This is a genomic window from Pseudomonas antarctica, assembly GCF_001647715.1.
Classification (GTDB): Bacteria; Pseudomonadota; Gammaproteobacteria; order Pseudomonadales; family Pseudomonadaceae; genus Aquipseudomonas; species Aquipseudomonas antarctica_A.
Genome location: NZ_CP015600.1, coordinates 1635793 through 1658993 on the forward strand (window position 1 = coordinate 1635793; position 23201 = coordinate 1658993).

At 61.0% G+C, this 23201-nt stretch carries 23 protein-coding genes; 15 read left to right on the forward strand and 8 right to left on the reverse strand.

Going from position 1 to position 23201, the window contains the following annotated elements; genetic code table 11:
• Window positions 1-104 precede the first annotated feature (104 nt).
• Window positions 105-2951, reverse strand: a complete 2847-nt coding sequence (gene rapA, locus A7J50_RS07470) for an RNA polymerase-associated protein RapA (protein ID WP_064451218.1) — start codon at window positions 2949-2951, stop codon at window positions 105-107.
• 217 nt (window positions 2952-3168) lie between these two features.
• Here rapA and A7J50_RS07475 point away from each other — a divergent pair, with 217 nt between their 5' ends.
• Window positions 3169-3510 carry a hypothetical protein gene (locus tag A7J50_RS07475; RefSeq protein WP_064451219.1) on the forward strand — a complete coding sequence of 114 codons (342 nt, stop codon included), beginning with the start codon at window positions 3169-3171 and terminating at the stop codon, window positions 3508-3510.
• Here the strand turns inward: A7J50_RS07475 and A7J50_RS07480 are convergent.
• The 3 genes from A7J50_RS07480 to A7J50_RS07490 all read right to left on the reverse strand — a co-directional run bounded on the left by A7J50_RS07480 (window position 3507) and on the right by A7J50_RS07490 (window position 6118).
• Window positions 3507-4688 carry an aminotransferase class V-fold PLP-dependent enzyme gene (locus A7J50_RS07480; protein ID WP_064451220.1) on the reverse strand — a complete coding sequence of 394 codons (1182 nt, stop codon included), beginning with the start codon at window positions 4686-4688 and terminating at the stop codon, window positions 3507-3509. The two genes, A7J50_RS07475 and A7J50_RS07480, sit on opposite strands and share 4 nt — an antisense overlap.
• Window positions 4685-5155: a RidA family protein gene (locus A7J50_RS07485; protein ID WP_064451221.1), complete on the reverse strand. Its 471-nt coding sequence runs from the start codon at window positions 5153-5155 to the stop codon at window positions 4685-4687. The genes A7J50_RS07480 and A7J50_RS07485 overlap by 4 nt, the downstream gene beginning before the upstream one ends.
• Before the next feature lie 90 nt (window positions 5156-5245).
• Window positions 5246-6118, reverse strand: a complete 873-nt coding sequence (locus A7J50_RS07490) for a LysR substrate-binding domain-containing protein (protein WP_064451222.1) — start codon at window positions 6116-6118, stop codon at window positions 5246-5248.
• Between the two features lie 159 nt (window positions 6119-6277).
• On the opposite strand from A7J50_RS07490, the gene A7J50_RS07495 reads away from it, so the two are divergent.
• From A7J50_RS07495 to ccoM, 3 genes are all read left to right on the forward strand, one after another.
• Window positions 6278-6763 carry a lipocalin-like domain-containing protein gene (locus A7J50_RS07495; protein ID WP_064451223.1) on the forward strand — a complete coding sequence of 162 codons (486 nt, stop codon included), beginning with the start codon at window positions 6278-6280 and terminating at the stop codon, window positions 6761-6763.
• 102 nt (window positions 6764-6865) lie between these two features.
• Complete coding sequence (locus A7J50_RS31565; protein WP_017137225.1) at window positions 6866-7027, forward strand: hypothetical protein; 162 nt, start codon at window positions 6866-6868, stop codon at window positions 7025-7027.
• 143 nt (window positions 7028-7170) lie between these two features.
• The gene (gene ccoM, locus A7J50_RS32150; RefSeq protein WP_301280094.1) at window positions 7171-7287 is read left to right on the forward strand and encodes a cytochrome c oxidase subunit CcoM; all 117 of its coding nucleotides are present in this window, start codon (window positions 7171-7173) and stop codon (window positions 7285-7287) included.
• A 151-nt stretch (window positions 7288-7438) separates the two neighbouring features.
• Here ccoM and A7J50_RS07500 read toward each other — a convergent pair whose 3' ends face one another.
• Window positions 7439-8914, reverse strand: a complete 1476-nt coding sequence (locus A7J50_RS07500; protein ID WP_064451224.1) for an inorganic phosphate transporter — start codon at window positions 8912-8914, stop codon at window positions 7439-7441.
• Window positions 8915-9248: 334 nt separating this feature from the next.
• Entirely contained in the window at window positions 9249-9449 is a 201-nt protein-coding gene (locus tag A7J50_RS07505; RefSeq protein ID WP_003172389.1) for a hypothetical protein, read from the reverse strand.
• Between the two features lie 570 nt (window positions 9450-10019).
• Here A7J50_RS07505 and pcaR point away from each other — a divergent pair.
• From pcaR to pcaC, 11 genes are all read left to right on the forward strand, one after another.
• Window positions 10020-10862, forward strand: a complete 843-nt coding sequence (gene pcaR, locus A7J50_RS07510) for a pca regulon transcriptional regulator PcaR (RefSeq protein WP_064451225.1) — start codon at window positions 10020-10022, stop codon at window positions 10860-10862.
• Between the two features lie 146 nt (window positions 10863-11008).
• The gene (locus tag A7J50_RS07515; RefSeq protein WP_064451226.1) at window positions 11009-12349 is read left to right on the forward strand and encodes an MFS transporter; all 1341 of its coding nucleotides are present in this window, start codon (window positions 11009-11011) and stop codon (window positions 12347-12349) included.
• Between the two features lie 282 nt (window positions 12350-12631).
• Window positions 12632-13489, forward strand: a complete 858-nt coding sequence (locus tag A7J50_RS07520; protein ID WP_064451227.1) for a CoA transferase subunit A — start codon at window positions 12632-12634, stop codon at window positions 13487-13489.
• Window positions 13489-14268, forward strand: a complete 780-nt coding sequence (locus tag A7J50_RS07525; protein WP_064451228.1) for a CoA-transferase subunit beta — start codon at window positions 13489-13491, stop codon at window positions 14266-14268. The genes A7J50_RS07520 and A7J50_RS07525 overlap by 1 nt, the downstream gene beginning before the upstream one ends.
• On the forward strand, window positions 14265-15470 hold the full coding sequence (gene pcaF / locus A7J50_RS07530) for a 3-oxoadipyl-CoA thiolase (RefSeq protein ID WP_208604464.1): 1206 nt from the start codon (window positions 14265-14267) through the stop codon (window positions 15468-15470). The genes A7J50_RS07525 and pcaF overlap by 4 nt, the downstream gene beginning before the upstream one ends.
• 17 nt (window positions 15471-15487) lie before the next feature.
• A complete protein-coding gene (gene pcaH / locus A7J50_RS07535; protein WP_064451230.1) occupies window positions 15488-16192 on the forward strand; it encodes a protocatechuate 3,4-dioxygenase subunit beta in 705 nt (234 codons plus the stop codon).
• Between the two features lies 1 nt (window position 16193).
• On the forward strand, window positions 16194-16760 hold the full coding sequence (gene pcaG, locus A7J50_RS07540; RefSeq protein WP_064451231.1) for a protocatechuate 3,4-dioxygenase subunit alpha: 567 nt from the start codon (window positions 16194-16196) through the stop codon (window positions 16758-16760).
• 168 nt (window positions 16761-16928) lie between these two features.
• Window positions 16929-18224, forward strand: coding sequence for an MFS family transporter (locus A7J50_RS07545; protein WP_064451232.1), 1296 nt, complete (start codon window positions 16929-16931; stop codon window positions 18222-18224).
• A gap of 10 nt (window positions 18225-18234) precedes the next feature.
• Entirely contained in the window at window positions 18235-19599 is a 1365-nt protein-coding gene (locus A7J50_RS07550) for a 3-carboxy-cis,cis-muconate cycloisomerase (protein WP_064451233.1), read from the forward strand.
• Between the two features lie 10 nt (window positions 19600-19609).
• Window positions 19610-20401, forward strand: coding sequence for a 3-oxoadipate enol-lactonase (gene pcaD, locus A7J50_RS07555; RefSeq protein ID WP_064451234.1), 792 nt, complete (start codon window positions 19610-19612; stop codon window positions 20399-20401).
• 10 nt (window positions 20402-20411) lie between these two features.
• Window positions 20412-20810 (forward strand): 4-carboxymuconolactone decarboxylase, encoded by a 399-nt coding sequence (pcaC, locus tag A7J50_RS07560; protein ID WP_064451235.1) that lies wholly within the window; start codon window positions 20412-20414, stop codon window positions 20808-20810.
• A gap of 60 nt (window positions 20811-20870) precedes the next feature.
• Here the strand turns inward: pcaC and A7J50_RS07565 are convergent, their stop codons facing one another.
• Entirely contained in the window at window positions 20871-21761 is an 891-nt protein-coding gene (locus A7J50_RS07565; RefSeq protein ID WP_064451236.1) for a polysaccharide deacetylase family protein, read from the reverse strand.
• 83 nt (window positions 21762-21844) lie between these two features.
• On the reverse strand, window positions 21845-23095 hold the full coding sequence (locus A7J50_RS07570; RefSeq protein ID WP_064451237.1) for an OprD family porin: 1251 nt from the start codon (window positions 23093-23095) through the stop codon (window positions 21845-21847).
• Window positions 23096-23201 lie beyond the last annotated feature (106 nt).

Here is a 23201-nt window from a genome sequence, read left to right on the forward strand (position 1 = left end):
TGCATTCCAAATGTGGGAGCTGGCTTGCCTGCGATGAGGCCCTCAAAACAAACAAAAAAGGCCCGCATTGCGCGGGCCTTCTTTTTAGCAGGGCAGGGCGGTCATCAACCCGCCACCAACACCCGAATCGCTTCCAGTCGCAGCGCCGCTTTGTCGAGCATGGCCAGGCCTTGCTCGCGTTGCTGGCGCAGGGCAACCAGTTCGCTGTCGCGTACGGTCGGGTTGACCGCTTGCAGCGCGGTCAGGCGCGCCAGCTCTTCGTCGGTATCCGCTGCCAGGCGGCGCTTCGCCTCGGCCACACGCTCGGCGTGGCGCGGGGTGATCTTTTCTTCGCCGGCGTTGATGCGCGGCGTCAGCTGATCGCGCTGGGCCTGCACGAACTTGTTGGCGCTGGCGCGTGGCACGCTTTCCAGTTGGTCGTTCAGGGTTTCAAACGACACGCGGCCGGACAAGTCATTGCCATTGGCATCCAGCAGGCTGCGCAAGGCGGCTGGTGGCAGGTAGCGGCCCAGTTGCAGCGAGCGCGGCGCAACCACTTCACTGACGTAGAGCAGTTCCAGCAACACGGTGCCCGGCTTGAGCGCCTTGTTCTTGATCAGCGCCACGGCGGTGTTGCCCATGGAACCGGACAGCACCAGGTCCATGCCGCCCTGCACCATTGGGTGTTCCCAGGTGATGAACTGCATGTCTTCGCGCGACAGCGCCTGGTTGCGGTCGTAGGTGATGGTCACACCTTCGTCGTCACCCAGCGGGAAGCTGGCGTCGAGCATTTTTTCGCTGGGCTTGAGGATCAGTGCGTTTTCCGAATGGTCTTCGCTGTCGATGCCGAACGCGTCGAACAGGGTTTCCATGTAGATCGGCAGGGCGAACTGATCGTCTTGCTCAAGGATGTCTTCCACCAGTGCATCGCCTTCACCCGCACCGCCGGAGTTGAGCTCCAGCAAGCGGTCGCGACCGGTGTGCAGCTCTTGCTCCAGGCGCTCGCGTTCGGCACGGGCTTCGTCGATCAGGGCTTGCCACTCGCCGTCGTCGGCGTTTTCCAGCAGCGGCAGCAGGCGTGGGCCGAACTGATGCTGCAAGGCGTTACCGGTCGGGCAGGTATTGAGGAACGCGTTCAGCGCCTCGTGGTACCACTGGAACAGACGCTCTTGCGGGCTGGTTTCCAGGTATGGCACGTGCAGTTCGATCACATGCTTCTGGCCGATTCGGTCCAGACGGCCGATCCGCTGTTCCAGCAGGTCAGGGTGGGACGGCAGGTCGAACAGCACCAGGTGGTGGGAGAACTGGAAGTTGCGGCCTTCACTGCCGATTTCGGAGCAGATCAGCACCTGGGCGCCAAATTCTTCATCGGCAAAGTAAGCGGCAGCGCGGTCACGTTCGAGGATGTTCATGCCCTCGTGGAACACCGTGGCCGGGATGCCGGAACGCACGCGCAGGGCGTCTTCCAGGTCCATGGCGGTTTCGGCGTGGGCGCAGATCACCAGCACTTTGGTGCGTTTGAGCATTTTCAGCTGGTCGATCAGCCACTCGACGCGCGGGTCGAAGCGCCACCAGCGGTTTTCTTCCTCAACGTCCGGCTGCGACTGGAAGCTGACTTCCGGGTACAACTCGGCGTGTTCGCCCAGCGGCAACTCGAGGTATTCGTCCGGGTTCGGCAGCGGGTAGGCGTGCAGCTTGCGCTCCGGGAACCCTTGCACGGCGGCACGGGTATTACGGAACAGCACGCGGCCGGTGCCGTGGCGGTCGAGCAACTCACGCACCAGGCGTGCGCTGGCTTCGGTGTCGCCATCGTTGACGGCGGTGAGCAGCGCTTCACCTTCGTCACCGAGGAAACCCTGGATAGTCTTGTGTGCGGTCGGCGACAGGCGGCCCTTGTCCAGCAGCTCCTGCACGGCCTCGGCCACCGGGCGATAGTTCTCGCTTTCGGCGCGGAAGGCGTGCAGGTCGTGGAAGCGGTTCGGGTCCAGCAGGCGCAGGCGCGCGAAGTGGCTGTCCTGGCCCAGTTGCTCCGGGGTGGCGGTCAGCAGCAGAACGCCGGGAATGACTTCGGCCAGTTGCTCGACCAGCGAGTACTCAGGGCTGGCTTTCTCTTCGTGCCACACCAGGTGGTGCGCTTCGTCGACCACCAGCAAGTCCCAGCCGGCCGCGAACAGCGCGTCCTGGGCCTTCTCGTCGTCAACCAGCCACTCCAGCGCCACCAGCGCAAGCTGGGTGTCTTCGAACGGGTTGGCGGCATCGCTTTCGATAAAGCGTTCTTCGTCGAACAGTGCAACCTGCAGGTTGAAGCGGCGGCGCATTTCCACCAGCCACTGATGCTGCAGGTTTTCCGGGACCAGGATCAGCACGCGGTTGGCGCGGCCCGACAGCAACTGGCGATGAATCACCAGGCCGGCTTCGATGGTTTTACCCAGGCCCACTTCGTCCGCCAGCAATACCCGTGGCGCGATACGGTCGGCGACTTCACGGGCGATGTGCAGTTGGTGAGCAATAGGTTGCGCACGCACGCCGCCCAGGCCCCACAGCGAGGATTGCAACTGGCGGCTGGTGTGTTCCAGCGTGTGGTAGCGCAGCGAGAACCAGGCCAACGGGTCGATCTGCCCGGCGAACAGACGGTCGCTGGCCAGGCGGAACTGGATGAAGTTGGACAGTTGGGTTTCCGGCAGGGTGACCTGCTCGTTCTGCCCATTGAGGCCGTGGTAGACCAGCAGGCCGTCGACGTCGTCGACTTCCTGTACGGTCATTTTCCAGCCTTCGAAATGGGTGATGGAGTCACCCGGCGAAAACCTCACACGAGTGAGGGGCGCATTCCGTAGCGCATACTGACGAGTGTCGCCAGTGGCCGGATAGAGCACGGTCAACAAGCGGCCGTCCTGTGCCAGAACGGTGCCTAACCCCAGCTCTGCTTCGCTGTCACTAATCCAGCGTTGCCCCGGTTGATACTGCTGCGCCATGCTGCCTGACTCCCGCCGTGAAAAAGCCGACTATTCTAACGGAACACGGCTTCCAGACCAAAAGGATTAGGTGCAGCTTCGAGCTTTAAGCTACAAGCGGCAAGAAAAAGGGTGTTAGGTTGGCCCTATAGATGACGATTGGTTCACAAGTTGGCGGCTTGGGGCTCAAGTCGCCACCCTCGCAGCCGACAGTCTGCTGAACAGGAGACTAAAACCCATGCTGCCACCCATGCTGCCTTTGAGTGTTGTGCCGGTCACATCGCAACTTGACCCGGTGCGCCAGAAGCCGGATATCCCGCCTGTGGTGCCAGTACAGCCGGGCTCCAATGAAAGCACGATCGACCTGAAGAAGGGCGACGCCGAGCAGTCGACGCTGTTGTTGCGTGAAGAACAACGCCGCCAGCAGGAACAGCAGAAGCGTCGGCGTGAAGCCGACGAAGACCCTGAGGAGCACCTGGCGATCCCCGGCGATGTATTGAATGCCGACAATACCGTGCCGGTGGTGCCGCTGATCGAAGATGCGCCGCGCCAGGGTTTGTGGGTGGACGTCGAGGTTTAATCGCGCAACTCATACAGCGCCGCGAGCAGTCGTTCGATGTCGTGCTCGGTGTTGAGCGGGCTGACGGACACCCTCGCGATACTGGTCAGGCCACGTGCCTGCATGTCCAGTGGGGTGTAGGCCACGCCATTGGCGCCGATATTGATGCGCTTCAGCCCCAAGCGTCGTTTGAGTTCGAAGGCATCCCAGCCAGCCAGGTTAAAGGCGATCAGTCCTGAGTGGTTGACGCCCAAGTCGTGCAGGGAAATTCCCGGAATCTGACGCAAGGCTTCCCGGATTTGCCCGCTGATCTGCAAGACCGTTTCCCACGTCCTCTCTACGCCCAGTCGATTGACCTCCTGTAATGCATTGCCTAAACCCGCCAGTAAGGCGTAGGACACTTCGCTGGTTTCAAAGCGCCGGGCGTCGTTGCGCAGGTGGAAACCGTCGACGGTCCAGGGGGCTGAAAACACATCGCGCTGGGCCGGATTCAGGCGCTGTAGGAAGTCCGGCCGTACATACATCAGCGCCGTACCGCGTGGCCCGCGCAGGTGTTTGCGCCCGGCTGACTTGAGCACATCGCAATGCAGCGCCTGCACGTCTACCGGCAGTTGCCCCACGGCTTGGCCGGCGTCGATGAAATAGGCGATGCCGTGGCGCTTGGCCACTTCCCCGATCGCCTGGGCGGGGTTGATCAGGCCGCCGTTAGCCGGTAGCCAGGTCAAATCGATCAGCTTGACGCTGGCATCGATCATCGACTCCAGCGCCACCGGGCAGACCGCGCCGGTTGCATCGCAAGGAATGACGTCCACCTGGGCGCCGGACTGCACTGCCCGTTGCATACTCGCCAGGTTGCCGCCCCATTCATGGCGGCCGACCAGAATGCGTTCGCCTGGTTTCCAGGGGCCCAAGGCCTGGAACGCCATGCTCCAGGCGGTCGAGCCACTGCTGGCAAAGGCAATCGAGGCCGTGGGCGCATTGAGCAGTTGCCCGGCCGCACGCCGGGCTTTTTCGATCAGGACGGCGCCATGCTCGCCGGCCTCCATCGGGCCGTCGCGGGCTTCGCGCTGTAATTGGTCGATGATCGCGTCGAGGGTGGCCTGGCTGGGCAGCGAGGCACCGGCGTGGTTGAAATGCACAATGCCCGACTGGCAGCCGGGCGTGTCGTCGCGCAGTTGCTGGACTTCGAGCGGGCTCACGGTTGCAGCTCGAAGATCGCATCAACCTCCACCGCCACGCCCGCCGGCAGGCTGGAAACACCTACGGCAGTACGCACATGCCGGCCCTTGTCGCCGAGGGCGTTGACCAGCAGGTTCGAGGCGCCGTTGGCCACCACGCTTTGGCGCAGGAAGTCGCCGCTGCTCGCAATGAACACCCCCAGGCGCAAGATACGCACCGTGCGCGAAAGGTCATCACCCAGCGCATCGCTCAGTTGGCCCAACAGGCCCAGCGCCGCCAGTTCTGCCGCCTGGGCGCCTTCTTCATCGCTGAGGGATTCGCCCAGCCGACCGACGTAGGCGGGTTTGCCATCGATCATGGGGATTTGCCCGGAAATGAACAGCTGATTCTGGCTGACCACATGATTGATGTAATTGGCCGCCGGCTGGCTGGGCGTTGGCAGCGTCAGGCCAAGGGCTTGCACGCGTTGACGGATGGAGTCGGTCATGTTGAATCCTCTTGGGGTGGGAGGTTTCAGCATGTTGGCTGTGGCGATGGGCGACAAACGGATAGATCTCACTCGACGTATCGAAATAACTCACGCGTCGGCGCAGGTTTCCTTCAGCCATTGGCTGAAGCACTCGGCCGCTTCGCTGGTGGGGCCTTGGGGGGTTATCAGCCAGTAGCCGATTTCGCTGTGATAGGGCGGCCATTCAAAGGCTTCCACCAGGCTGCCGTCCGCCAGCTTGCGCTCGATCAGGCGGTGACGGCCCATGGCGATGCCCTGGCCGGCCACGGCGGCTTCGACCACGATGTTGTAGTCGTGCAACATCACGCGCGGATGGTGCTTGAGGTCGACTTGGAAATGCGCGGACCAATCCGTCCACTCGAAGGGGCGGTGCGAGGTGGCCATCAACAGCGCGCCGTTGGCCAGCTGGTTGGCCTTGAAGGCCGGGCTGCACACGGGTGAGATCACTTCAGGCATCAGCCGGGTGGTTTGCACATCAGGCCAATCGCCCTTGCCATAACGGATGGCCAGGTCGACCTCGGCGGCGGCGACGTTGGCTAATTGAATCGCCGGCAGCAACTCCACCTGGATATGCGGGTAGCGGTTGAAAAACCCGGCCAGGCGCGGTGCCAGCCACAGGGTGGCGAATGATGCCAGCAGGCCGACACGCAACACCGTGGCGCGGGGCGCCACTCGTTGGGTGCGGGTGGCGGCGGCAATGGCGTCGAGGGCGGGGCGGATTACGTCGTAGTAACGTTGGCCATCGGCGGTCAGATCGATCGCACGGGTGCGTCGGATAAACAGCGGTTTGCCCAGGTGCTGTTCGAGCTTTTGCACTTGGTGGCTGAGTGCGCTCTGGGTTACCGACAACTCATTCGCGGCCTTGATAAAACTCAAGTGCCGCGCCACCGCCTCAAAAGCGCGCAGGGCCAGCAGCGGCGGAAGGTCATTGTGCAGTGCCAACTGAGTGCGCCTACAGGTAAGTGGGGAAAGTGTCGATTTTGGGCGATGTGCTTCCTTTTGTCGCCCGCAGATTCATCTGTCGTAGTTTGGGGATATGTCTTACATCCCCCCGGGCAGCTGTGCGCAAAGCTCTGTGTCTTTTTTTGAGACGGTAGAGCGATGAAAAACCCTATAAAGGCAAATGTGATCGGGTTGGCTATTTCAATGGGCCTTTGCGCGGCCGCAGCAGCGAATGAGTCACCGCTGGTTGGGGCCTGGAAGCTGGTCGGCTATCAGGTCGAGTCCCAGGATACCCGTGAGAAAATCCCGGCGATGGGCAGCCGTCCTTCCGGGCGCGTTATTTTTACCGCAGATCATCGAGTGGCTTTCGTGTTGACCGGTGAGGGAAGAAAAGCCGGCTCTACGGACGCAGAAAAATCAGTGCTGTTGAACACGCTGGTGGCTTATACCGGTATTGAGCGGGTCGAGGGCAATCAATGGTGCACAGAGGTTGATTCTGCCTGGAATCCGGAATGGGTGGGGACGGTGCAATGCCGCGATTTTCAGGTCCGGGGCGACACGTTGGAAGTGCTGACGCCGTGGCGCCAAATGCCGAATTGGCCGGGGACTACACGTTCCATCATTACGTTTGAGCGTGATAAATAAGCGCCAGCAGAGGGGAAGTACGAGGATTTTTACCCTGGCATTTGCCGTCGAGCGGGAGAGGCCGCATTATTGAGCCCTTCCCGCCACGACGTAAGCCCCGCCATGAGTGAAGACGACAAACTGATCGACCTGAATGCCGAACGCGCCAAACGTGTGCATGACTTGAATGACAAGCGCCTGAATGAAGTTCGCCAGGCATTTGAGCAGGCGATGCCGCTTGGCAAAGTTAAGAAAAAGCCCAAGAACAAGCCGAAAAAGCGTTGAAACAACCTGCATCTGTTGATGCAGGTCAGTTATTACCCTTCTTTAAGCCCCGTCGCGGGCGACATTGATCCCGGTCAATTTTCCAATCCGCCTTCTCTATTAACTTAGCCCTATCGCAACAGGGCATGAGCAGGAGGCCGGTCATGTTTTTCGATAATGTGGTGTTTGCCGGGGTGCTGACTGTCGGCCTCATGGTGCTGTTTTTTGTAGGGTTTGGAATTTTTATCTGGAAAGACGCGAATAAGCGTAAAGAACCCTAAGTCTTTCCGGATTACATGAGCACGCAAGGCATTTTGGGCGACTTCGGTCGCCCTTTTTTTTGCGTCGAATTTAGTCGTACTCATTAATAGACGGCATAAAAAAAGGTGCGGTCCTCATTGAGGTCGCACCTTCTTTTTCAACGGTTCGCTATCAACTACCCAGCGCCTTTGACGCTAGCCAGAACAACCCGGCTGACAGGCCTACGGTTGCCGGCAAGGTCAACACCCAAGCCATCAGAATGGTCTTCACCGTGCCGCCTTGCAGGCCGCTTTTATTGGCAACCATGGTGCCGGCAACGCCGGAAGACAGTACGTGAGTCGTGGAAACCGGCAGGCTGAAGATGTTGGCCAGGCCAATCATGCTCGCCGTGGTGATCTGCGCCGACATGCCCTGGGCATAGGTCATGCCCTGCTTGCCGATCTTCTCACCGATGGTCAGCACCACACGTTTCCAGCCCACCATGGTGCCCAGGCCCAAGGCCAGTGCCACCGCAAGGATCACCCAGAACGGCGCGTACTCGGTGGTGGCGGTCAGGTCTTTGCGCAGCTTGTCGAGGTCGGACTTCTCACGCGCATCCAGGCCCGGCAGCTTGCCGACTTTCTTCGCGGTGTCGTCGAGGCACAGCAGGTAGCGGCGCACTTCAATCCGGTGGTCGGAGGTCAACGAATGGTAGTCGGACACACCTTTTAGCGTCTCCATCAGCGCGCTGATGGTTGGCTCAGTCTGTTGCGGGTTGCACTGAAACTTGCCCGGCAGGTCGTCCTTCACACTTTTACCCAGTGCCAGGAACTCGCCGAGCGTGGCGTTGTTACGCTGGTAGAACTGGCTCAAATGCACGGTGGCGTCGCGAGTCCGTTCGATCTGGTAGGTGGTGCTGCCCAGGTCGAGTACGAACTGCGCCGGCACGATACCGATCAACACCAGCATGATCAGGCCGATCCCTTTCTGACCATCGTTGGAACCGTGCACGAAGCTCACGGCCATTGCGGAAATCACCAGCACCAGGCGGTTCCAGAACGGCGGGTGCTTCTTGTCGTCAAGCTTGCGGCGCTGGTCCGGGGTCTTGTGCATTTTCGACAGCGGGCGCCACCACTTCAGGCCGAGCAGCACCAGGGCCGCGACGAGGAAGCCAGCCATCGGCGAGAACACCAGGGAGGCACCGATATCGACCGCTTTCTGCCAGTTCACACCGTCAGCCAGGGGGATATCGTTGATCAGGGCATTGGCCAGGCCGACACCGAGGATCGAGCCGATCAGGGTGTGGGAGCTGGAGGCCGGGATACCGAAGTACCAGGTGCCCAGGTTCCAGGTGATCGCCGCTGCCAATAACGAGAAGACCATGGCCAGGCCATGGCCGGTATTCACATTGATCAGCAACTCCACCGGCAGCAAGTGCACGATGGCGTAGGCGACACCGACACCACCGAGCAACACGCCGAGGAAGTTGAACACCCCGGAGAAGAACACGGCCAGGTGCGGCGGCATGGCTTTGGTATAGATGACTGTGGCCACCGCGTTAGCGGTGTCATGAAAGCCATTGATGAACTCGAAGGCGAGGACAAAGGCAAGGGCGAGCAACAGGCTCACTAGAACCCAAGCATCCAGTCCGCTGAATAAATCGATCATGAAGGTTTTCTGACCCGGTCGTAAGGGGGCGCGATTATGCCAGAAAACCTCAGTAATCGATGCATTAGCTGCTCATCGGTAACAATCTTCATTGAAAAAATATCGGCGAAAGCGGCGCATCCCAGGGTTTTCGGGGGTTTGGCAAGTCTTTGATTTATAAAGTGCCGGGTCGAAAAGACGGCGTTTTGTCATGCAAACGTCATGTCTGAAACATTTGTATGAAATTTCGCTGATCGCAGCAGGACGCTGACCAGTCTCGTGTCAATGCGAGGTGCCCTCCGCCGGTGGTAGGCCGGCAGAGACAGCAAGACCCTGGAGACTCTGATCGAAGTGCTTAGGGCTCTTCGGCTTTGAGTTCCTGTTCAATCTTTTGGATTTCCTGGGCAAATGCCTGATCCAGCAAACTGGCGCGCTTGCGCCATGGTTTGCGCTCCGGCTCAGGCTGCGCGGCGTAGGTGGTGACTTCCCCGCCGTAAACGTCCTTGTAACGTTGTTCCTGGCGCTCAAGTTCCGCGCGCAGTTCGTCTTTCGTCACAGTGCTACCTAATTGAGATGAGTTGAGTTTATTGATTGTGCAGTGTCATGCCTGAAAGGCGTCCTCGGGGTGTTTCAAATTGAACGGTAGAACCATTCAAGTTTGAAAGGCGGCCAAAGGGCAGATCTTTTAAGCGAGTACGTGTGACCTGTGATGCATGCGACGGGCATCGCCTGGTGAGCTCCAATCCCGATTGTGATACCGGGCTGACCTCTGCACAGGTTGCATTATAGCGGCGCATTTGAATAACACTATCATCAAGAAGTTAAAAAGCGTCAATGTTGTGTGAGGGTTTTGTTACATGCGAGCGTCGGTATTTGCAAAAAACGCCGTCATCAATGTGCACGTGTCTAAATGTCAGCATGAATACTCGAACTTTATGGCGCTATCAGACAAACCCTAAACTTGGGGTGTATGGGCTTACCCGCGCGAGCCCATCAAATTGCGATAATCGCATGATCGTCCGATAATCGCCCAATGTTGCCGGTGGCGCCTTGTACATCCCGGCTGGCGCGGCTTGTAATAGCGGCCAACCCTCCCAGCGGTTGAAAATAAGAGAAGGACCCTGAAATGAACGATCAATTGCGCAACTCCTTCGCGTCAGCGGCGCCGCCGATCGTGGCTTCACCGGCCAAGCGCATCCAGGCGTTTACCGGTGATCCGGACTTCATGACCTCCCTGGCCCGTGGCCTGGCCGTGGTCCAGGCGTTTCAGGAGCGCAAGCGCCACCTGACCATTGCCCAGATCAGCCACCGTACCGAAATCCCCCGTGCCGCAGTGCGTCGTTGCCTGCACACCTTGATCAAGCTCGGTTATGCCACCACCGATGGGCGCACCTATTCGCTGTTGCCCAAAGTCTTGACCCTGGGCCATGCCTATTTGTCGTCCACGCCACTGGCCGTGTCGGCCCAGCCGTATCTGGACCGCATGAGCGAGCAACTGCATGAAGCCTGCAACATGGCGACACTGGAAGGCGACGACATCCTTTATATCGCGCGTTCCGCCACCACTCAGCGCCTGATTTCCGTGGACCTGTCGGTGGGCGGGCGCTTGCCGGCCTATTGCACCTCCATGGGCCGAATCCTGCTCGCGGCGCTGGATGACGCCTCGCTGCAGGACTACCTCGACCACGCCGAGTTGCACACCAAGACCAGCCGTACCCTGACCACCCCCGAAGCGTTGTTCGAGTGCCTGCAACAAGTGCGTCAGCAAGGCTGGTGCATCGTTGACCAGGAACTGGAGCAGGGCCTGCGCTCCATCGCCGTGCCGGTGTATGACGCCTCTGGCCAGGTGTTGGCCGCGCTCAATGTCAGCACTCACGCCGGGCGGGTCAGCCGCAGTGAGCTGGAGCAGCGTTTCCTGCCGAGTATGCTCAGTGCCAGCCGCGAGTTAAGTGCGCAACTGTTTGCCTAAGGTGTTCGGTGACCGCACAGATCCAGGCTTGATCAATTGACGGTGTTTCCCAAGGCTTATTAATGTGCGGCAGCGCTATCAGCGTCGCCCCAATAATAATGACGGCCCCAGGTCGTCAGCCCGCCATCGGTGTGGAAATAACAATAATGAATCAGCCTTCTGTCGGTATTAACCTGGACGTGCAGTCCTTTATCAATGCCCAGCCGCTGTCGCGCTATCAATGGCGCGTGGTGATCCTGTGTTTCCTGATTGTGTTCCTTGATGGCCTCGACACCGCCGCCATGGGGTTTATTGCGCCCGCGCTGTCCCAGGACTGGGGCATCGACCGCGCCAGCCTCGGCCCGGTGATGAGTGCTGCGTTGATCGGCATGGTGTTCGGCGCACTGGGTTCCGGCCCGCTGGCTGACCGTTTCGGCCGCAAAGTCGTGTTGGTAAGCGCGGTCCTGGTATTTGGCGCGTTCAGTTTGGCTTCGGCCTACAGCGCTAATGTCGATCAGTTGCTGGTGTTGCGCTTCCTGACCGGCCTGGGCCTGGGCGCGGGTATGCCGAACGCCACTACGTTGCTCTCCGAATACACTCCCGAGCGCCATAAATCGCTGCTGGTGACCAGCATGTTCTGTGGATTCAACCTGGGCATGGCCGGTGGCGGGTTTATCTCGGCCAAGCTGATCCCGGCGTTCGGCTGGCATAGTTTGCTGCTGATCGGCGGCATCCTGCCATTGATCCTGGCGGTGGTGCTGCTGGTGTGGCTGCCGGAATCGGCGCGCTACCTGGTGGTGCGCAATCGCGGCACCGACCGAGTGCGCAAGGCCTTGTCACCCATTGAGCCCAGCCTTGTCGCCCAGGCCAGTAGTTTCAGCGTGCCCGAGCAAAAAACCGTCAAGGCCCGCAACGTGTTCGCGGTGATCTTCTCCGGCACCTACAGCGCCGGCACCTTGTTGCTGTGGCTTACCTACTTCATGGGCCTGGTGATTGTTTACCTGTTGACCAGTTGGCTGCCAACCTTGATGCGCGACAGTGGCGCCAGCATGGAACAGGCCGCGTTTATCGGTGCATTGTTCCAGTTCGGAGGGGTACTGAGTGCGGTGGGTGTGGGCTGGGCAATGGACCGGTTCAATCCGCACAAAGTCATCGGTATTTTCTATCTGCTTGCCGGGGTGTTTGCCTACGCGGTAGGGCAGAGCCTGGGCAATATCACACTGCTGGCGACCTTGGTGCTGATTGCCGGGATGTGTGTCAACGGTGCGCAATCGGCAATGCCATCCCTGGCCGCACGCTTCTACCCGACCCAGGGCCGCGCCACGGGCGTATCGTGGATGCTCGGCATCGGTCGCTTCGGCGCGATCCTCGGCGCGTGGATGGGCGCCACGTTGCTGGGCCTGGGCTGGAACTTCGAGCAAGTGCTGACGGCACTGGTGATCCCGGCCGCGTTGGCGACTGCGGCAGTGGTGATCAAAGGCATGGTCAGCCACGCGGATGCCACATAAGGATGGTCGCCATTCTTGTGGGAGCTGGCTTGCCGGCGATGCAAACGACACGGTCCAACAGGTGAGCCGAATCGATGCAATCGCGGGCAAGCCAGCTCCCACATAGACCGCACCGACGGGCGAAGGGCTGTTTTTCAGAAAAGATTAGCTAGACAACAATCCGTTCGATAATCGAACACTGAGTCGATTATCGGATTGTTCGGCCCATTGCCCCGGCTTAACCTTCAGGCACTTCGGCGCCACCTCAGCGCCTTTTTCGATCCACACCGGGAGCCCAACCCCATGGCTGAAATTCTCGCGCTGCGTGACGCCGTGAAGCAATTCGTGAACGACGGCGATACCGTCGCACTCGAAGGCTTTACTCACCTGATCCCTACCGCAGCGGGTCATGAAATCATTCGTCAGGGCAAGAAAGACCTGACGCTGGTGCGTATGACGCCTGACCTGATCTACGACCAGTTGATCGGCGCCGGCTGCGCTCGCAAGTTGATTTTCTCCTGGGGCGGTAACCCGGGTGTGGGTTCCCTGCATCGCCTGCGCGACGCCGTCGAGAAGCAATGGCCGCAACCGTTGGAGATCGAAGAACACAGCCATGCCGACCTGGCCAATGCCTACGTCGCCGGTGCCTCGGGCCTGCCGTTCGCGGTGCTGCGCGCCTACGCCGGTTCTGATCTGCCCAAGGTCAACCCGTTGATCAAAACCGTGACCTGCCCGTTCACCGGCGAAGTGCTGGCGGCGGTGCCGTCGGTACGTCCGGACATCACCGTGATCCACGCCCAAAAGGCCGACCGCAAGGGCAACGTGTTGCTCTGGGGCATTCTCGGCGTGCAAAAGGAAGCGGCGTTGGCGGCCAAGCGTTGCATCGTCACGGTGGAAGAAATCGTCGATGACTTGAACGCACCGATGAACAGCTGTGTGCTGCCGACCTGGGCCCTGACTGCGGTGTGCCACGTGCCCGGCGGTGCGCACCCGTCCTACGCCCACGGTTACAACGAGCGTGACAACCGTTTCTATCAGGCGTGGGACCCGATCGCCCGCGACCGTGGGACCTTTACCGCCTGGATCGACGAATACATCCACGGCACCGCCGACTTCAGTGAATTCCAGGCCAAGCTGGCCGCCGCGCAGGAGGCCAAGTAATGGCTTACTCGACCAATGAAATGATGACCGTCGCCGCCGCGCGCCGCCTCAAAAACGGCTCGGTGTGCTTCGTCGGCATTGGCTTGCCCTCCAAGGCCGCCAACCTGGCGCGCCTGACCTCGTCGCCGGATGTGGTGTTGATCTATGAATCCGGCCCGATCGGTGCCAAACCGTCTGTATTGCCCCTGTCTATTGGCGATGGCGAACTGGCGGAAACCGCTGACACCGTGGTACCGACCGGTGAGATTTTTCGCTATTGGCTGCAAGGCGGGCGCATTGACGTCGGCTTCCTCGGCGCCGCCCAGGTCGACCGCTTCGGCAATATCAACACCACCGTGGTCGGCGATTATCACCATCCCAAAGTGCGCCTGCCAGGTGCCGGTGGCGCGCCGGAGATTGCCGGCTCGGCCAAGAGCGTGCTGATCATCCTCAAGCAGTCGGCCCGTTCGTTTGTCGACAAGCTGGACTTCATCACGTCGGTCGGCCACGGCGAAGGGGGCGATTCGCGCAAACGCCTGGGCCTGCCGGGTGCCGGTCCTGTCGGGATTATTACCGACCTGTGCATCATGGAACCGGAGGAGGGCAGCCACGAGTTTGTGGTGACCGCGTTGCACCCGGGCGTGACCCGTGAGCAAGTGATCGCGGCCACCGGTTGGGCGATTCGGTTTGCCGACCAGGTGAGCACCACCGCCGAACCGACCGACGTAGAACTCACCGCCTTGCGTGACCTCGAAGCACGCACCGCCGCCGCCCATGGCCAAGCGCCTGGAGAAGCCTGATGCGCGACGTATTTATCTGTGACGCCATCCGCACGCCCATCGGCCGGTTTGGCGGTGGTTTGTCCACGGTACGCGCCGATGACTTGGCCGCGTTGCCGATCAAGGCACTCGTCGAGCGCAACCCCTCGGTGGATTGGACTGCCGTTGATGAGGTGTTTCTCGGCTGCGCCAACCAGGCCGGGGAAGACAACCGCAACATCGCGCGCATGGCGCTGTTGCTGGCAGGCCTGCCGGAGAGCATTCCGGGTGTGACCCTCAACCGCCTGTGCGCTTCGGGCATGGACGCCATAGGCACAGCGTTTCGCGCCATTGCCAGCGGTGAAATGGAGCTGGCGATTGCCGGTGGCGTCGAGTCGATGTCGCGCGCACCGTTCGTGATGGGTAAAGCCGACGCGGCCTTTTCACGCGCCATGAAACTGGAAGACACCACCATCGGCTGGCGTTTTATCAACCCGCTGATGAAGGCCCAATACGGCGTGGATGCCATGCCGCAGACCGGTGATAACGTGGCGGACGACTATAAGGTGTCACGCGCCGACCAGGACGCCTTTGCCCTGCGCAGCCAGCAACGTACCGCCGTCGCGCAAGCCGCCGGGTTCTTCGCTGAAGAAATCGTGCCGGTGCGCGTCGCCCATAAAAAAGGCGAAACCGTTGTTGAGCAGGATGAACACCCGCGCGCGGACACCACGCTTGAGGCCCTGGCCAAACTCAAACCGGTGAATGGTCCGGACAAAACCGTCACTGCCGGCAATGCTTCCGGCGTGAACGATGGCGCGGCGGCGCTGATTTTGGCCTCGGCCGAAGCGGTGAAGAAACACGGCCTCACCGCCCGCGCTCGGGTATTGGGCATGGCCAGTGCCGGTGTCGCGCCGCGCGTGATGGGCATCGGCCCGGTGCCGGCGGTACGCAAACTGGTGGAGCGCCTCGGGCTGGCGGTCACCGACTTTGACGTGATCGAACTCAACGAAGCCTTTGCCAGCCAGGGCCTGGCGGTACTGCGTGAGTTGGGTATTGCAGATGACGCGCCGCAGGTGAACCCGAACGGCGGCGCCATCGCCCTTGGCCATCCCTTGGGCATGAGCGGCGCGCGTTTGGTCTTGACGGCGCTGCACCAGCTGGAAAAAACCGGCGGCCGCAAAGGCCTGGCGACCATGTGTGTGGGCGTCGGCCAAGGCCTGGCCCTGGCGATTGAACGCATCTAACAAGAGAGGAATGCTCCATGAGTGACAAGCCTGGATATCGGCGCCCGCAAGCGGGCACTCAACCGGATTACCTGCACCCGGCCTACCAGTCGACGAACCTGCGTTCGCCGTCCAAACCGTTGGTGTTCCTGCCCCATTCCTTGTCGGAAATCACCGGCCCAACCATCGGCGCCGAGCGGATTAACGAGAAGGATAACGACCTCACCGCCCAGCACGACGGCGAGCCCCAGGGCGAACGCATCATCATCCATGGCCGCGTGCTGGATGAAAACGGCCTGCCGGTACCGGGCATTCTGGTGGAGATCTGGCAGGCCAATGCCGCCGGTCGCTACAACCACCAGCGTGACCTGCACGACGCGCCGCTGGACCCGAACTTCACCGGCACCGGGCGCACCGTCACCGATGCCGAAGGTTGGTATCAGTTCCAGACCATCAAGCCCGGCGCCTACCCGTGGGGCAACCACCACAACGCGTGGCGCCCGGCGCATATCCACTTTTCGCTGTTCGGCCCGAGTGTGCTGACGCGTCTGGTGACGCAGATGTACTTCCCCGGCGACCCTTTGCTTGAATATGACCCGATCTATAACTGTGTGCCGGACACCTCGGCCAAGCAGCGCTTGATCGCCCGCTTCGACCTGGAAAAAACCATTCCTTCCTATGCCCTCGGCTACCGCTGGGACATCGTCCTGCGCGGCCGCGACGCCACGCCGATGGAGAAATGAGATGACACTCAATGCGACCACGTCCCACACCGTCGGGCCGTATTACCACATTGGCCTGACCTGGCTGAACCGCGAAGACTTGACCGTGCCCGCGACACTGGGCGAGCGCGTGGCGATCAGCGGGCAAGTGGTGGACGGCAACGGTGATGTCGTCAACGACGCCATGCTCGAAGTCTGGCAGGCCAATGCCGCCGGCAAGTACGACCACCCGGAGGATGAGCAGGAAAAGGCTGTCGACCCGCACTTCGAAGGCTTTGGCCGGGTGCCGGTGGATGCCGAAGGGCGTTTTCGGTTTACCACCATCAAGCCGGGCAGCGTGCCGGGGCTCGCGGGCACCACCCAGGCGCCGCACCTGGTGGTGCTGGTGTTTGCGCGTGGGTTGGTGAAGCACTTGCTGACGCGGATTTATTTTGAGGGTGAAGCGCTCAATGGCGATGACCCTTTGCTGGCGTGTGTGCCCGCAGAGCGGCGCAGTACCTTGATAGCCAAGGCGGATGCAAACGGTGTGCATCAGTGGAATGTGATTTTGCAGGGCACGGATAAGGAAACGGTGTTCTTCGACTACTGAGTCGGCTTAAGGGCCCATCGCAGGTAGGCCAGCTCCCACAGGTATGTGGGAGCCGGGCTTGCCCGCGATGAGGCCCTTTGCAGCAACCGATATCCAAAAGTCTGCTTGCGGAACATGGTTGTTGCAAAGTATGTCTAGGCTATAACCGTTCCCACTGAGTGAAAAAACATGACAACAAAAACGAGTCACTACACCGGAGAAGAACGCAGCAAACGGATTTTTGCGATTGTCGGTGCTTCCTCCGGCAACCTCGTCGAATGGTTCGACTTCTACGTCTACGCGTTCTGCGCCATTTACTTCGCCCCGGCGTTTTTTCCGTCGGACGACCCAACGGTCCAACTGCTCAACACCGCCGGCGTGTTCGCCGCCGGGTTCCTGATGCGGCCTATCGGCGGCTGGCTGTTTGGCCGGGTGGCCGACAAGCACGGGCGCAAAAACTCGATGATGATTTCGGTGCTGATGATGTGCGCCGGCTCCCTGGTCATCGCCTTTTTGCCCACTTACAAAGACATTGGCGCCTGGGCCCCGGCCTTGCTGCTGGTAGCACGGCTGTTCCAGGGGTTGTCAGTGGGTGGCGAATACGGCACCACCGCAACCTACATGAGTGAAGTTGCACTCAAGGGCCAGCGCGGTTTCTTCGCTTCGTTCCAATACGTGACGCTGATCGGCGGCCAATTACTGGCGGTGCTGGTGGTGGTGATCCTGCAACAAATCCTCACTGAAGATGAATTGCGCGCCTGGGGCTGGCGGATTCCGTTTGTGATCGGCGCCATTGCCGCGGTGATCTCCCTGTTGCTGCGTCGCACGCTCAAAGAAACCACCAGCAAGGAAATGCGTCAGGACAAGGACGCCGGCAGTATCGTCGCGCTGTTTCGCGACCACGGTAAAGCGTTCGTGACGGTGCTGGGCTATACCGCCGGCGGCTCGCTGATTTTCTACACATTCACCACTTACATGCAGAAGTATTTGGTGAACACCGTGGGCATGCACGCCAAGACGTCGAGCTACATCATGACCGGCGCGCTGTTCCTGTATATGTGCATGCAACCGCTGTTCGGTATGTTGGCGGACAAGATCGGCCGACGTAATTCGATGCTCTGGTTTGCTGGCCTTGGCACCCTGTTCACCGTACCGATCCTGCTGACCTTGAAAACTGTCACCAGCCCGTTCCTGGCCTTTGTGCTGATTACCCTGGCCCTGGCGATTGTCAGCTTCTACACCTCCATCAGCGGCCTGGTCAAAGCGGAGATGTTCCCGCCCCAGGTGCGTGCGTTGGGCGTGGGCCTGGCCTATGCGGTGGCGAATGCGGTGTTCGGCGGTTCGGCGGAAGTCGTCGCGCTGAGCCTGAAGTCCATCGGCATGGAAAACACTTTCTATTGGTACGTCACCGCGATGATGGCGGTGGCCTTCCTGTTCAGCTTGCGCCTGCCGAAAGAGGCGGCGTACCTGCATCACGATCTGTAAGGGATGAGTTATGACACTGCGCACGAGCAATCAACTGTTCGACGCTTACTTCACCGCTGACAGCATGGCCGAGGTGTTCTGCGATCAGGGGCGTTTGCAGGGCATGCTGGATTTCGAAGCGGCGCTGGCCCGGGCGCAGGCCCAGGTCGGGTTGATTCCGCAGGCCGCCGTTGCACCGATTGCCCAGGCGTGCCTGGCGTCTTTGTATGACGTGGATGCCCTCGGCGTGGCGATTGCCACGGCGGGCAATTCGGCGATTCCGCTGGTGAAGGCGCTGGGCAAATTGATTGCCAGTGAAGACGCAGGGGCTGAGCGTTATGTGCATTTGGGCGCGACCAGCCAGGACGTGATGGACACTGGCCTGGTCCTGCAATTGCGGCGCGCGGTGGGGTTGATCGAAACGGACCTGGCGCAATTGGGCGAGGTGCTTGCTGTTCAGGCCCAGCGTTATGCGCAGGTGCCGTTGGCCGGCCGTACCTGGTTGCAGCACGCCACACCGGTGACGCTGGGGATGAAAATTGCCGGTTGGCTGGGCGCAGTGACGCGCAGTCGTCAGCGCCTTGCCGAACTGAAACCACGCTTGCTGGTGCTGCAGTTCGGCGGTGCGTCAGGAACCCTGGCGGCGCTCGGCGAAAACGCCATGCCCGTCGCCGAAGCCTTGGCGGCCGAGTTGCAACTGAGCGTGCCCGAGCAACCCTGGCACACCCAACGTGACCGACTGGTGGAATTCGCCAGCGTGCTTGGCTTGATCGCCGGCAGCCTGGGCAAAGTGGGGCGTGATATCAGCTTGTTGATGCAGACCGAGGCGGCGGAAGTGTTCGAGCCGTCGGCGCCGGGTAAAGGTGGCTCGTCGACCATGCCGCACAAACGCAACCCGGTCGGCGCGGCTGTGCTGATCAGCGCCGCCACACGTGTACCGGGTCTGGTGGCGACGATGTTCAGTGCCATGCCCCAGGAACACGAGCGCAGCTTGGGCCTCTGGCATGCCGAATGGGAAACCCTGCCGCAGATTTGCCGGTTGGTGTCCGGCGCCTTGAAACAGGCGTTGCTGGTCAGCGAAGGGTTGGAAATCGACCCCGAGCGTATGGCGCAGAACCTTGATTTGACCCAGGGCCTGGTGCTGGCCGAAGCCGTCAGCATTGTGCTTGCCCAGCGCCTGGGGCGCGAGACCGCGCACCACCTGCTGGAACAATGCTGCAAACGCGCCGTCGCCGAACGGCGGCATTTGCGCGCGGTGCTGGCGGATGAGCCGCAGGTCACCGCGGAGCTGTCGGCGGCCGAACTGGACCGTCTACTCGACCCGGCCCACTACCTGGGCCAGGCCCACACTTGGGTCACCCGTGCGGTGACCGACCATTTTGCATTGACCGCGTAAGGAGACCGCTGTGGCCTTTGTACAACTCGCCGAGGGCGAACTGCATTACCAATTGGAAGGTCCGGTCGACGCGCCGGTGTTGGTGCTGTCCAACTCGTTGGGCACCGACTTGCATATGTGGGACATCCAGATCCCGGCCTTCACCGAGCATTTTCGTGTGCTGCGGCTAGACACCCGCGGCCACGGCAAATCCCTGGTAACCAAAGGCCCCTACAGCATTGAGCAACTTGGCCGCGACGTGATCGCGCTGCTGGATGCGCTGGATATCCAGCGTGCGCATTTTTGCGGGCTGTCCATGGGCGGCCTGATCGGTCAGTGGTTGGGCATCAATGCCGGTCACCGCCTGCAGCGCCTGGTGGTGTGTAACACCGCCGCGAAGATCGGCACCCCGGACATCTGGAACCCACGTATCGACATGGTGTTGCGCGATGGCGCGGCAGCGATGGTCGCACTTCGCGATGCTTCAATTGCACGCTGGTTCACCGCCGATTTCGCCGCCGCCAACCCGCACCAGGCCAGGCAGATTACCGACATGCTCGCTGCCACTTCACCTGAGGGTTACGCCGCCAATTGCGCGGCGGTGCGCGACGCGGATTTGCGTGAGCAACTGCCGAAAATTCAGGTGCCGACCCTGGTCATTGCCGGCACCGAAGATGCTGTCACCCCGCCAGCCGGTGGTCACTTTATCCAGCAGCAGGTGAAGGGCGCCGAGTACGCCGAGTTCTACGCGGCGCACCTGTCCAATGTTCAGGCCGGCGCTGATTTCAGCAACCGCGTGCTGGAATTCCTGCTGGCCCGCTAAGGAGCTTTTTGTGGACGAGAAACAACGTTATGCCGATGGCCTGCAAGTGCGCCGCGACGTGCTGGGCGATGCCCATGTCGACCGCAGCCTCAATGCCCTGACCGAGTTCAACAGCGAGTTCCAGGAAATGATCACCCGCCATGCCTGGGGTGATATCTGGACGCGCCCCGGCCTGCCTCGGCATACCCGCAGCCTGATCACCATCGCCATGTTGATTGGGATGAACCGCAGTGAAGAGTTGAAATTGCATCTACGTGCTGCCGCCAGTAATGGCGTGACCCGCGCCGAGATCAAGGAGGTGCTGATGCAGAGCGCGATCTACTGCGGGATCCCGGCGGCGAATGCGACGTTTCACCTGGCCGAGTCGGTGTGGGATGAGTTGGGCGTCGAGTCACGCCAGCAGAACTGAATGTGAAATGCGCTCAAATGTGGGAGCGGGCAAGCCCGCTCCCACACGCCTTTCAGTGTGTCAGTGTGAATCGGCGTCCCATATCCAATTCCACACGCCTGGCAGATGCACTTCTTCATCTACAGCCTTCACCGTCCGCGCCAGTGCTGCACGTTCCAGTACGGCAGGGTCGGTGTAGAACGGCTCGGCGGCGGTTTTCATGCCGTTGATCCGGGCACTGTCCATCAGGATCTGTAAGTACTCCTGCATATGCCGCGCGGTGTAGCGGTTGATATCGTGGAAGGTCACCACGACCGGTATCACGCCGTCCACCGTCGGCAGTTCGCCCAAGGCGATGCGTTCGCGTACCACCGACAGTTGCCGATACAAATTCGCACGGCGACGCGGGCTGCCGTTGAAGCCCCAGATCTTGCCGTCATTGGCACTCAGGTCCGTCAACAATACGTGCATGCCGTGGCGCTGGTAGGCGGTGAAGGTGCGCCTGTCGTAGTTCCAGAAGGGCGGGCGTACCAGCGCCGGTGAGGCACCGGTGATCGACGCAATGTCGGCCGCGCCCTGGGTGAGCGTGCGTTCAAGTTCGGCGTCATTCAGCCAGCGGTGGTTGGTATGAAACGCTGTGGCTGTGTGGAAGGCCAGGACATGCCCGGCGGCGTATTCACGTTCCATGGTCTTGCGCCCGCGCGGGCTACCGCCGGAACGGGACGCTTCGGTCTGCAGGAAGAACACCGCCTTGATGCCTGGCAGCACCGGGTTTTTCGCAAGGTCAGCCATCACCGAGCGGCTTGGGTTGTTATAGCCGGAGGCGCTGGGGCCGTCATCGAAGGTCAGCAGAAAACGGATCGGCGCCTGGGCCTGCAGACGCTCGGCGGTCTGCGGCGTCAAGGCGATGGGCGCACCAATACAGCCGCTGAGGCTCAGCGCCAGGGCGATTGCGATGGCGAAAGATTTCATGGTGTGCACGGGCTCGAATGGAGGCCGCTGCTGGGCGGATCAGCAGCGGCAGGCGCGAACCATACAGTAAGTCCGACGCCGGTTTACAGCAGACTTATCGGGTAGCTGACGATCAACCGGTTTTCGTCGAACTCGTTGTTGCTGTAGTCCCTGCGCATCGTGGAATTGCGCCAGCGTACGTTGAGGTCCCTGAGTGCGCCGCTTTGCACGGTGTAGCCCAATTCGCTCTCGCGGCCCCATTCCTTGCCGTCGGTGATGGTGCCGGTGTGCACGTTACTGCCGCTGATATAGCGGTTCATCAGCGTCAGGCCCGGTACGCCGAGGGCGGCGAAGTTGTAGTCGTGGCGCACTTGCCAGGATTTCTCCTGGGCGTTGTCGTAGCTGGAGTTGTAACTGTCGTTGGCCAGGGTGCCACCGCTGGTGCCGTTGACGCGCATCCACGCACTGTTGCCGGTGAGTTTTTGCAGGCCGACGTAGAACGTGTTGCCCCCATAGCGGGCCGAAAACAGGCCGGACCAGGTTTTGTTGTCCAGGTCACCTGCGCGGGCGCTGCCGTCATCCGTGCCATAGAAAAAACCCAGATTGGCGCCCAGGGTCCAGTCGCCGATGGGCTGGCTGTGGGTCAGGTTGATGTATTGCTGGCGGTAGATGTCCTTGAGCTGGGCGTTCCACACGCCGATTTGGGTGCGCTTGTCGTTGAATGCGTATTCGCCGCCCTGGAAGTTGAAACGGTCGGAGGTGAAAGCAGCTTTGCCGGACATCGACATGTCCGACATGCTGCTGTCGTCACGCGGGCTGTTGGCACGGAACTGGCCGCCATAGAGGGTCAGGCCGGCAATTTCCCTGGAGGTGATCTGCCCGCCGCGCAGGGTTTGCGGCAGGGAACGGCCGTCGTCGGCGCGCAGGATAGGCAGCACCGGCATCCACTCGCCGACCTTCAGTTCGGTCTTGGAAATCCGCGTTTTGAAGGCAACGCCGAGTCGCCCGAAGTTATCCGCCGGGCGACCGTCGTGGTCCAGCGGCAACAACTGGGTGCCGCCGGTGCCGCGCCCGCCATCAAGCTTTTGTGAGTACAAACCCAGCACGTCCAGCCCGAAACCCACTGTGCCCTGAGTAAAGCCGGACTTGGCGTCGAGGATGAAACTTTGCGTCCATTCCTGCGCGCCGCCCTGGGTTTTGGTCGGGTTGGTGTAATTGCGGTTGAAGAAGAAGTTGCGCACGTTGAGGTTGGCGCTGGCGTCTTCGAGAAAGCCGTGTTCCTCGGCGACCACGGGAAGGGCAAGACTGGCGACAGCGGTCGCCAGCAATAGCTGGCGCGGGTGGAAAGTGCTCATGGCGTTGGACCTGTTGTTATTGGGGTTATGCAGGTGCCGGCCATGGTGCTTGGCGGTGTGGGGGCGATGAAAGTGGGGGAGGGCGGGTTGTGGGCGATGATCGAAC

Excerpts from the sequence above, each read along its gene's own strand:
- rapA (WP_064451218.1), bottom strand. The coding sequence starts at position 2,951 with ATGGCGCAGCAGTATCAACCGGGGCAACGCTGGATTAGTGACAGCGAA.
- A7J50_RS07475 (WP_064451219.1), top strand. The coding sequence starts at position 3,169 with ATGCTGCCACCCATGCTGCCTTTGAGTGTTGTGCCGGTCACATCGCAA.
- A7J50_RS07485 (WP_064451221.1), bottom strand. The coding sequence starts at position 5,155 with ATGACCGACTCCATCCGTCAACGCGTGCAAGCCCTTGGCCTGACGCTG.
- A7J50_RS07495 (WP_064451223.1), top strand. The coding sequence starts at position 6,278 with ATGAAAAACCCTATAAAGGCAAATGTGATCGGGTTGGCTATTTCAATG.
- A7J50_RS31565 (WP_017137225.1), top strand. The coding sequence starts at position 6,866 with ATGAGTGAAGACGACAAACTGATCGACCTGAATGCCGAACGCGCCAAA.
- ccoM (WP_301280094.1), top strand. The coding sequence starts at position 7,171 with ATGTTTTTCGATAATGTGGTGTTTGCCGGGGTGCTGACTGTCGGCCTC.
- A7J50_RS07500 (WP_064451224.1), bottom strand. The coding sequence starts at position 8,914 with ATGATCGATTTATTCAGCGGACTGGATGCTTGGGTTCTAGTGAGCCTG.
- pcaR (WP_064451225.1), top strand. The coding sequence starts at position 10,020 with ATGAACGATCAATTGCGCAACTCCTTCGCGTCAGCGGCGCCGCCGATC.
- A7J50_RS07515 (WP_064451226.1), top strand. The coding sequence starts at position 11,009 with ATGAATCAGCCTTCTGTCGGTATTAACCTGGACGTGCAGTCCTTTATC.
- A7J50_RS07520 (WP_064451227.1), top strand. The coding sequence starts at position 12,632 with ATGGCTGAAATTCTCGCGCTGCGTGACGCCGTGAAGCAATTCGTGAAC.
- A7J50_RS07525 (WP_064451228.1), top strand. The coding sequence starts at position 13,489 with ATGGCTTACTCGACCAATGAAATGATGACCGTCGCCGCCGCGCGCCGC.
- pcaH (WP_064451230.1), top strand. The coding sequence starts at position 15,488 with ATGAGTGACAAGCCTGGATATCGGCGCCCGCAAGCGGGCACTCAACCG.
- pcaG (WP_064451231.1), top strand. The coding sequence starts at position 16,194 with ATGACACTCAATGCGACCACGTCCCACACCGTCGGGCCGTATTACCAC.
- A7J50_RS07545 (WP_064451232.1), top strand. The coding sequence starts at position 16,929 with ATGACAACAAAAACGAGTCACTACACCGGAGAAGAACGCAGCAAACGG.
- A7J50_RS07550 (WP_064451233.1), top strand. The coding sequence starts at position 18,235 with ATGACACTGCGCACGAGCAATCAACTGTTCGACGCTTACTTCACCGCT.
- A7J50_RS07565 (WP_064451236.1), bottom strand. The coding sequence starts at position 21,761 with ATGAAATCTTTCGCCATCGCAATCGCCCTGGCGCTGAGCCTCAGCGGC.
- A7J50_RS07570 (WP_064451237.1), bottom strand. The coding sequence starts at position 23,095 with ATGAGCACTTTCCACCCGCGCCAGCTATTGCTGGCGACCGCTGTCGCC.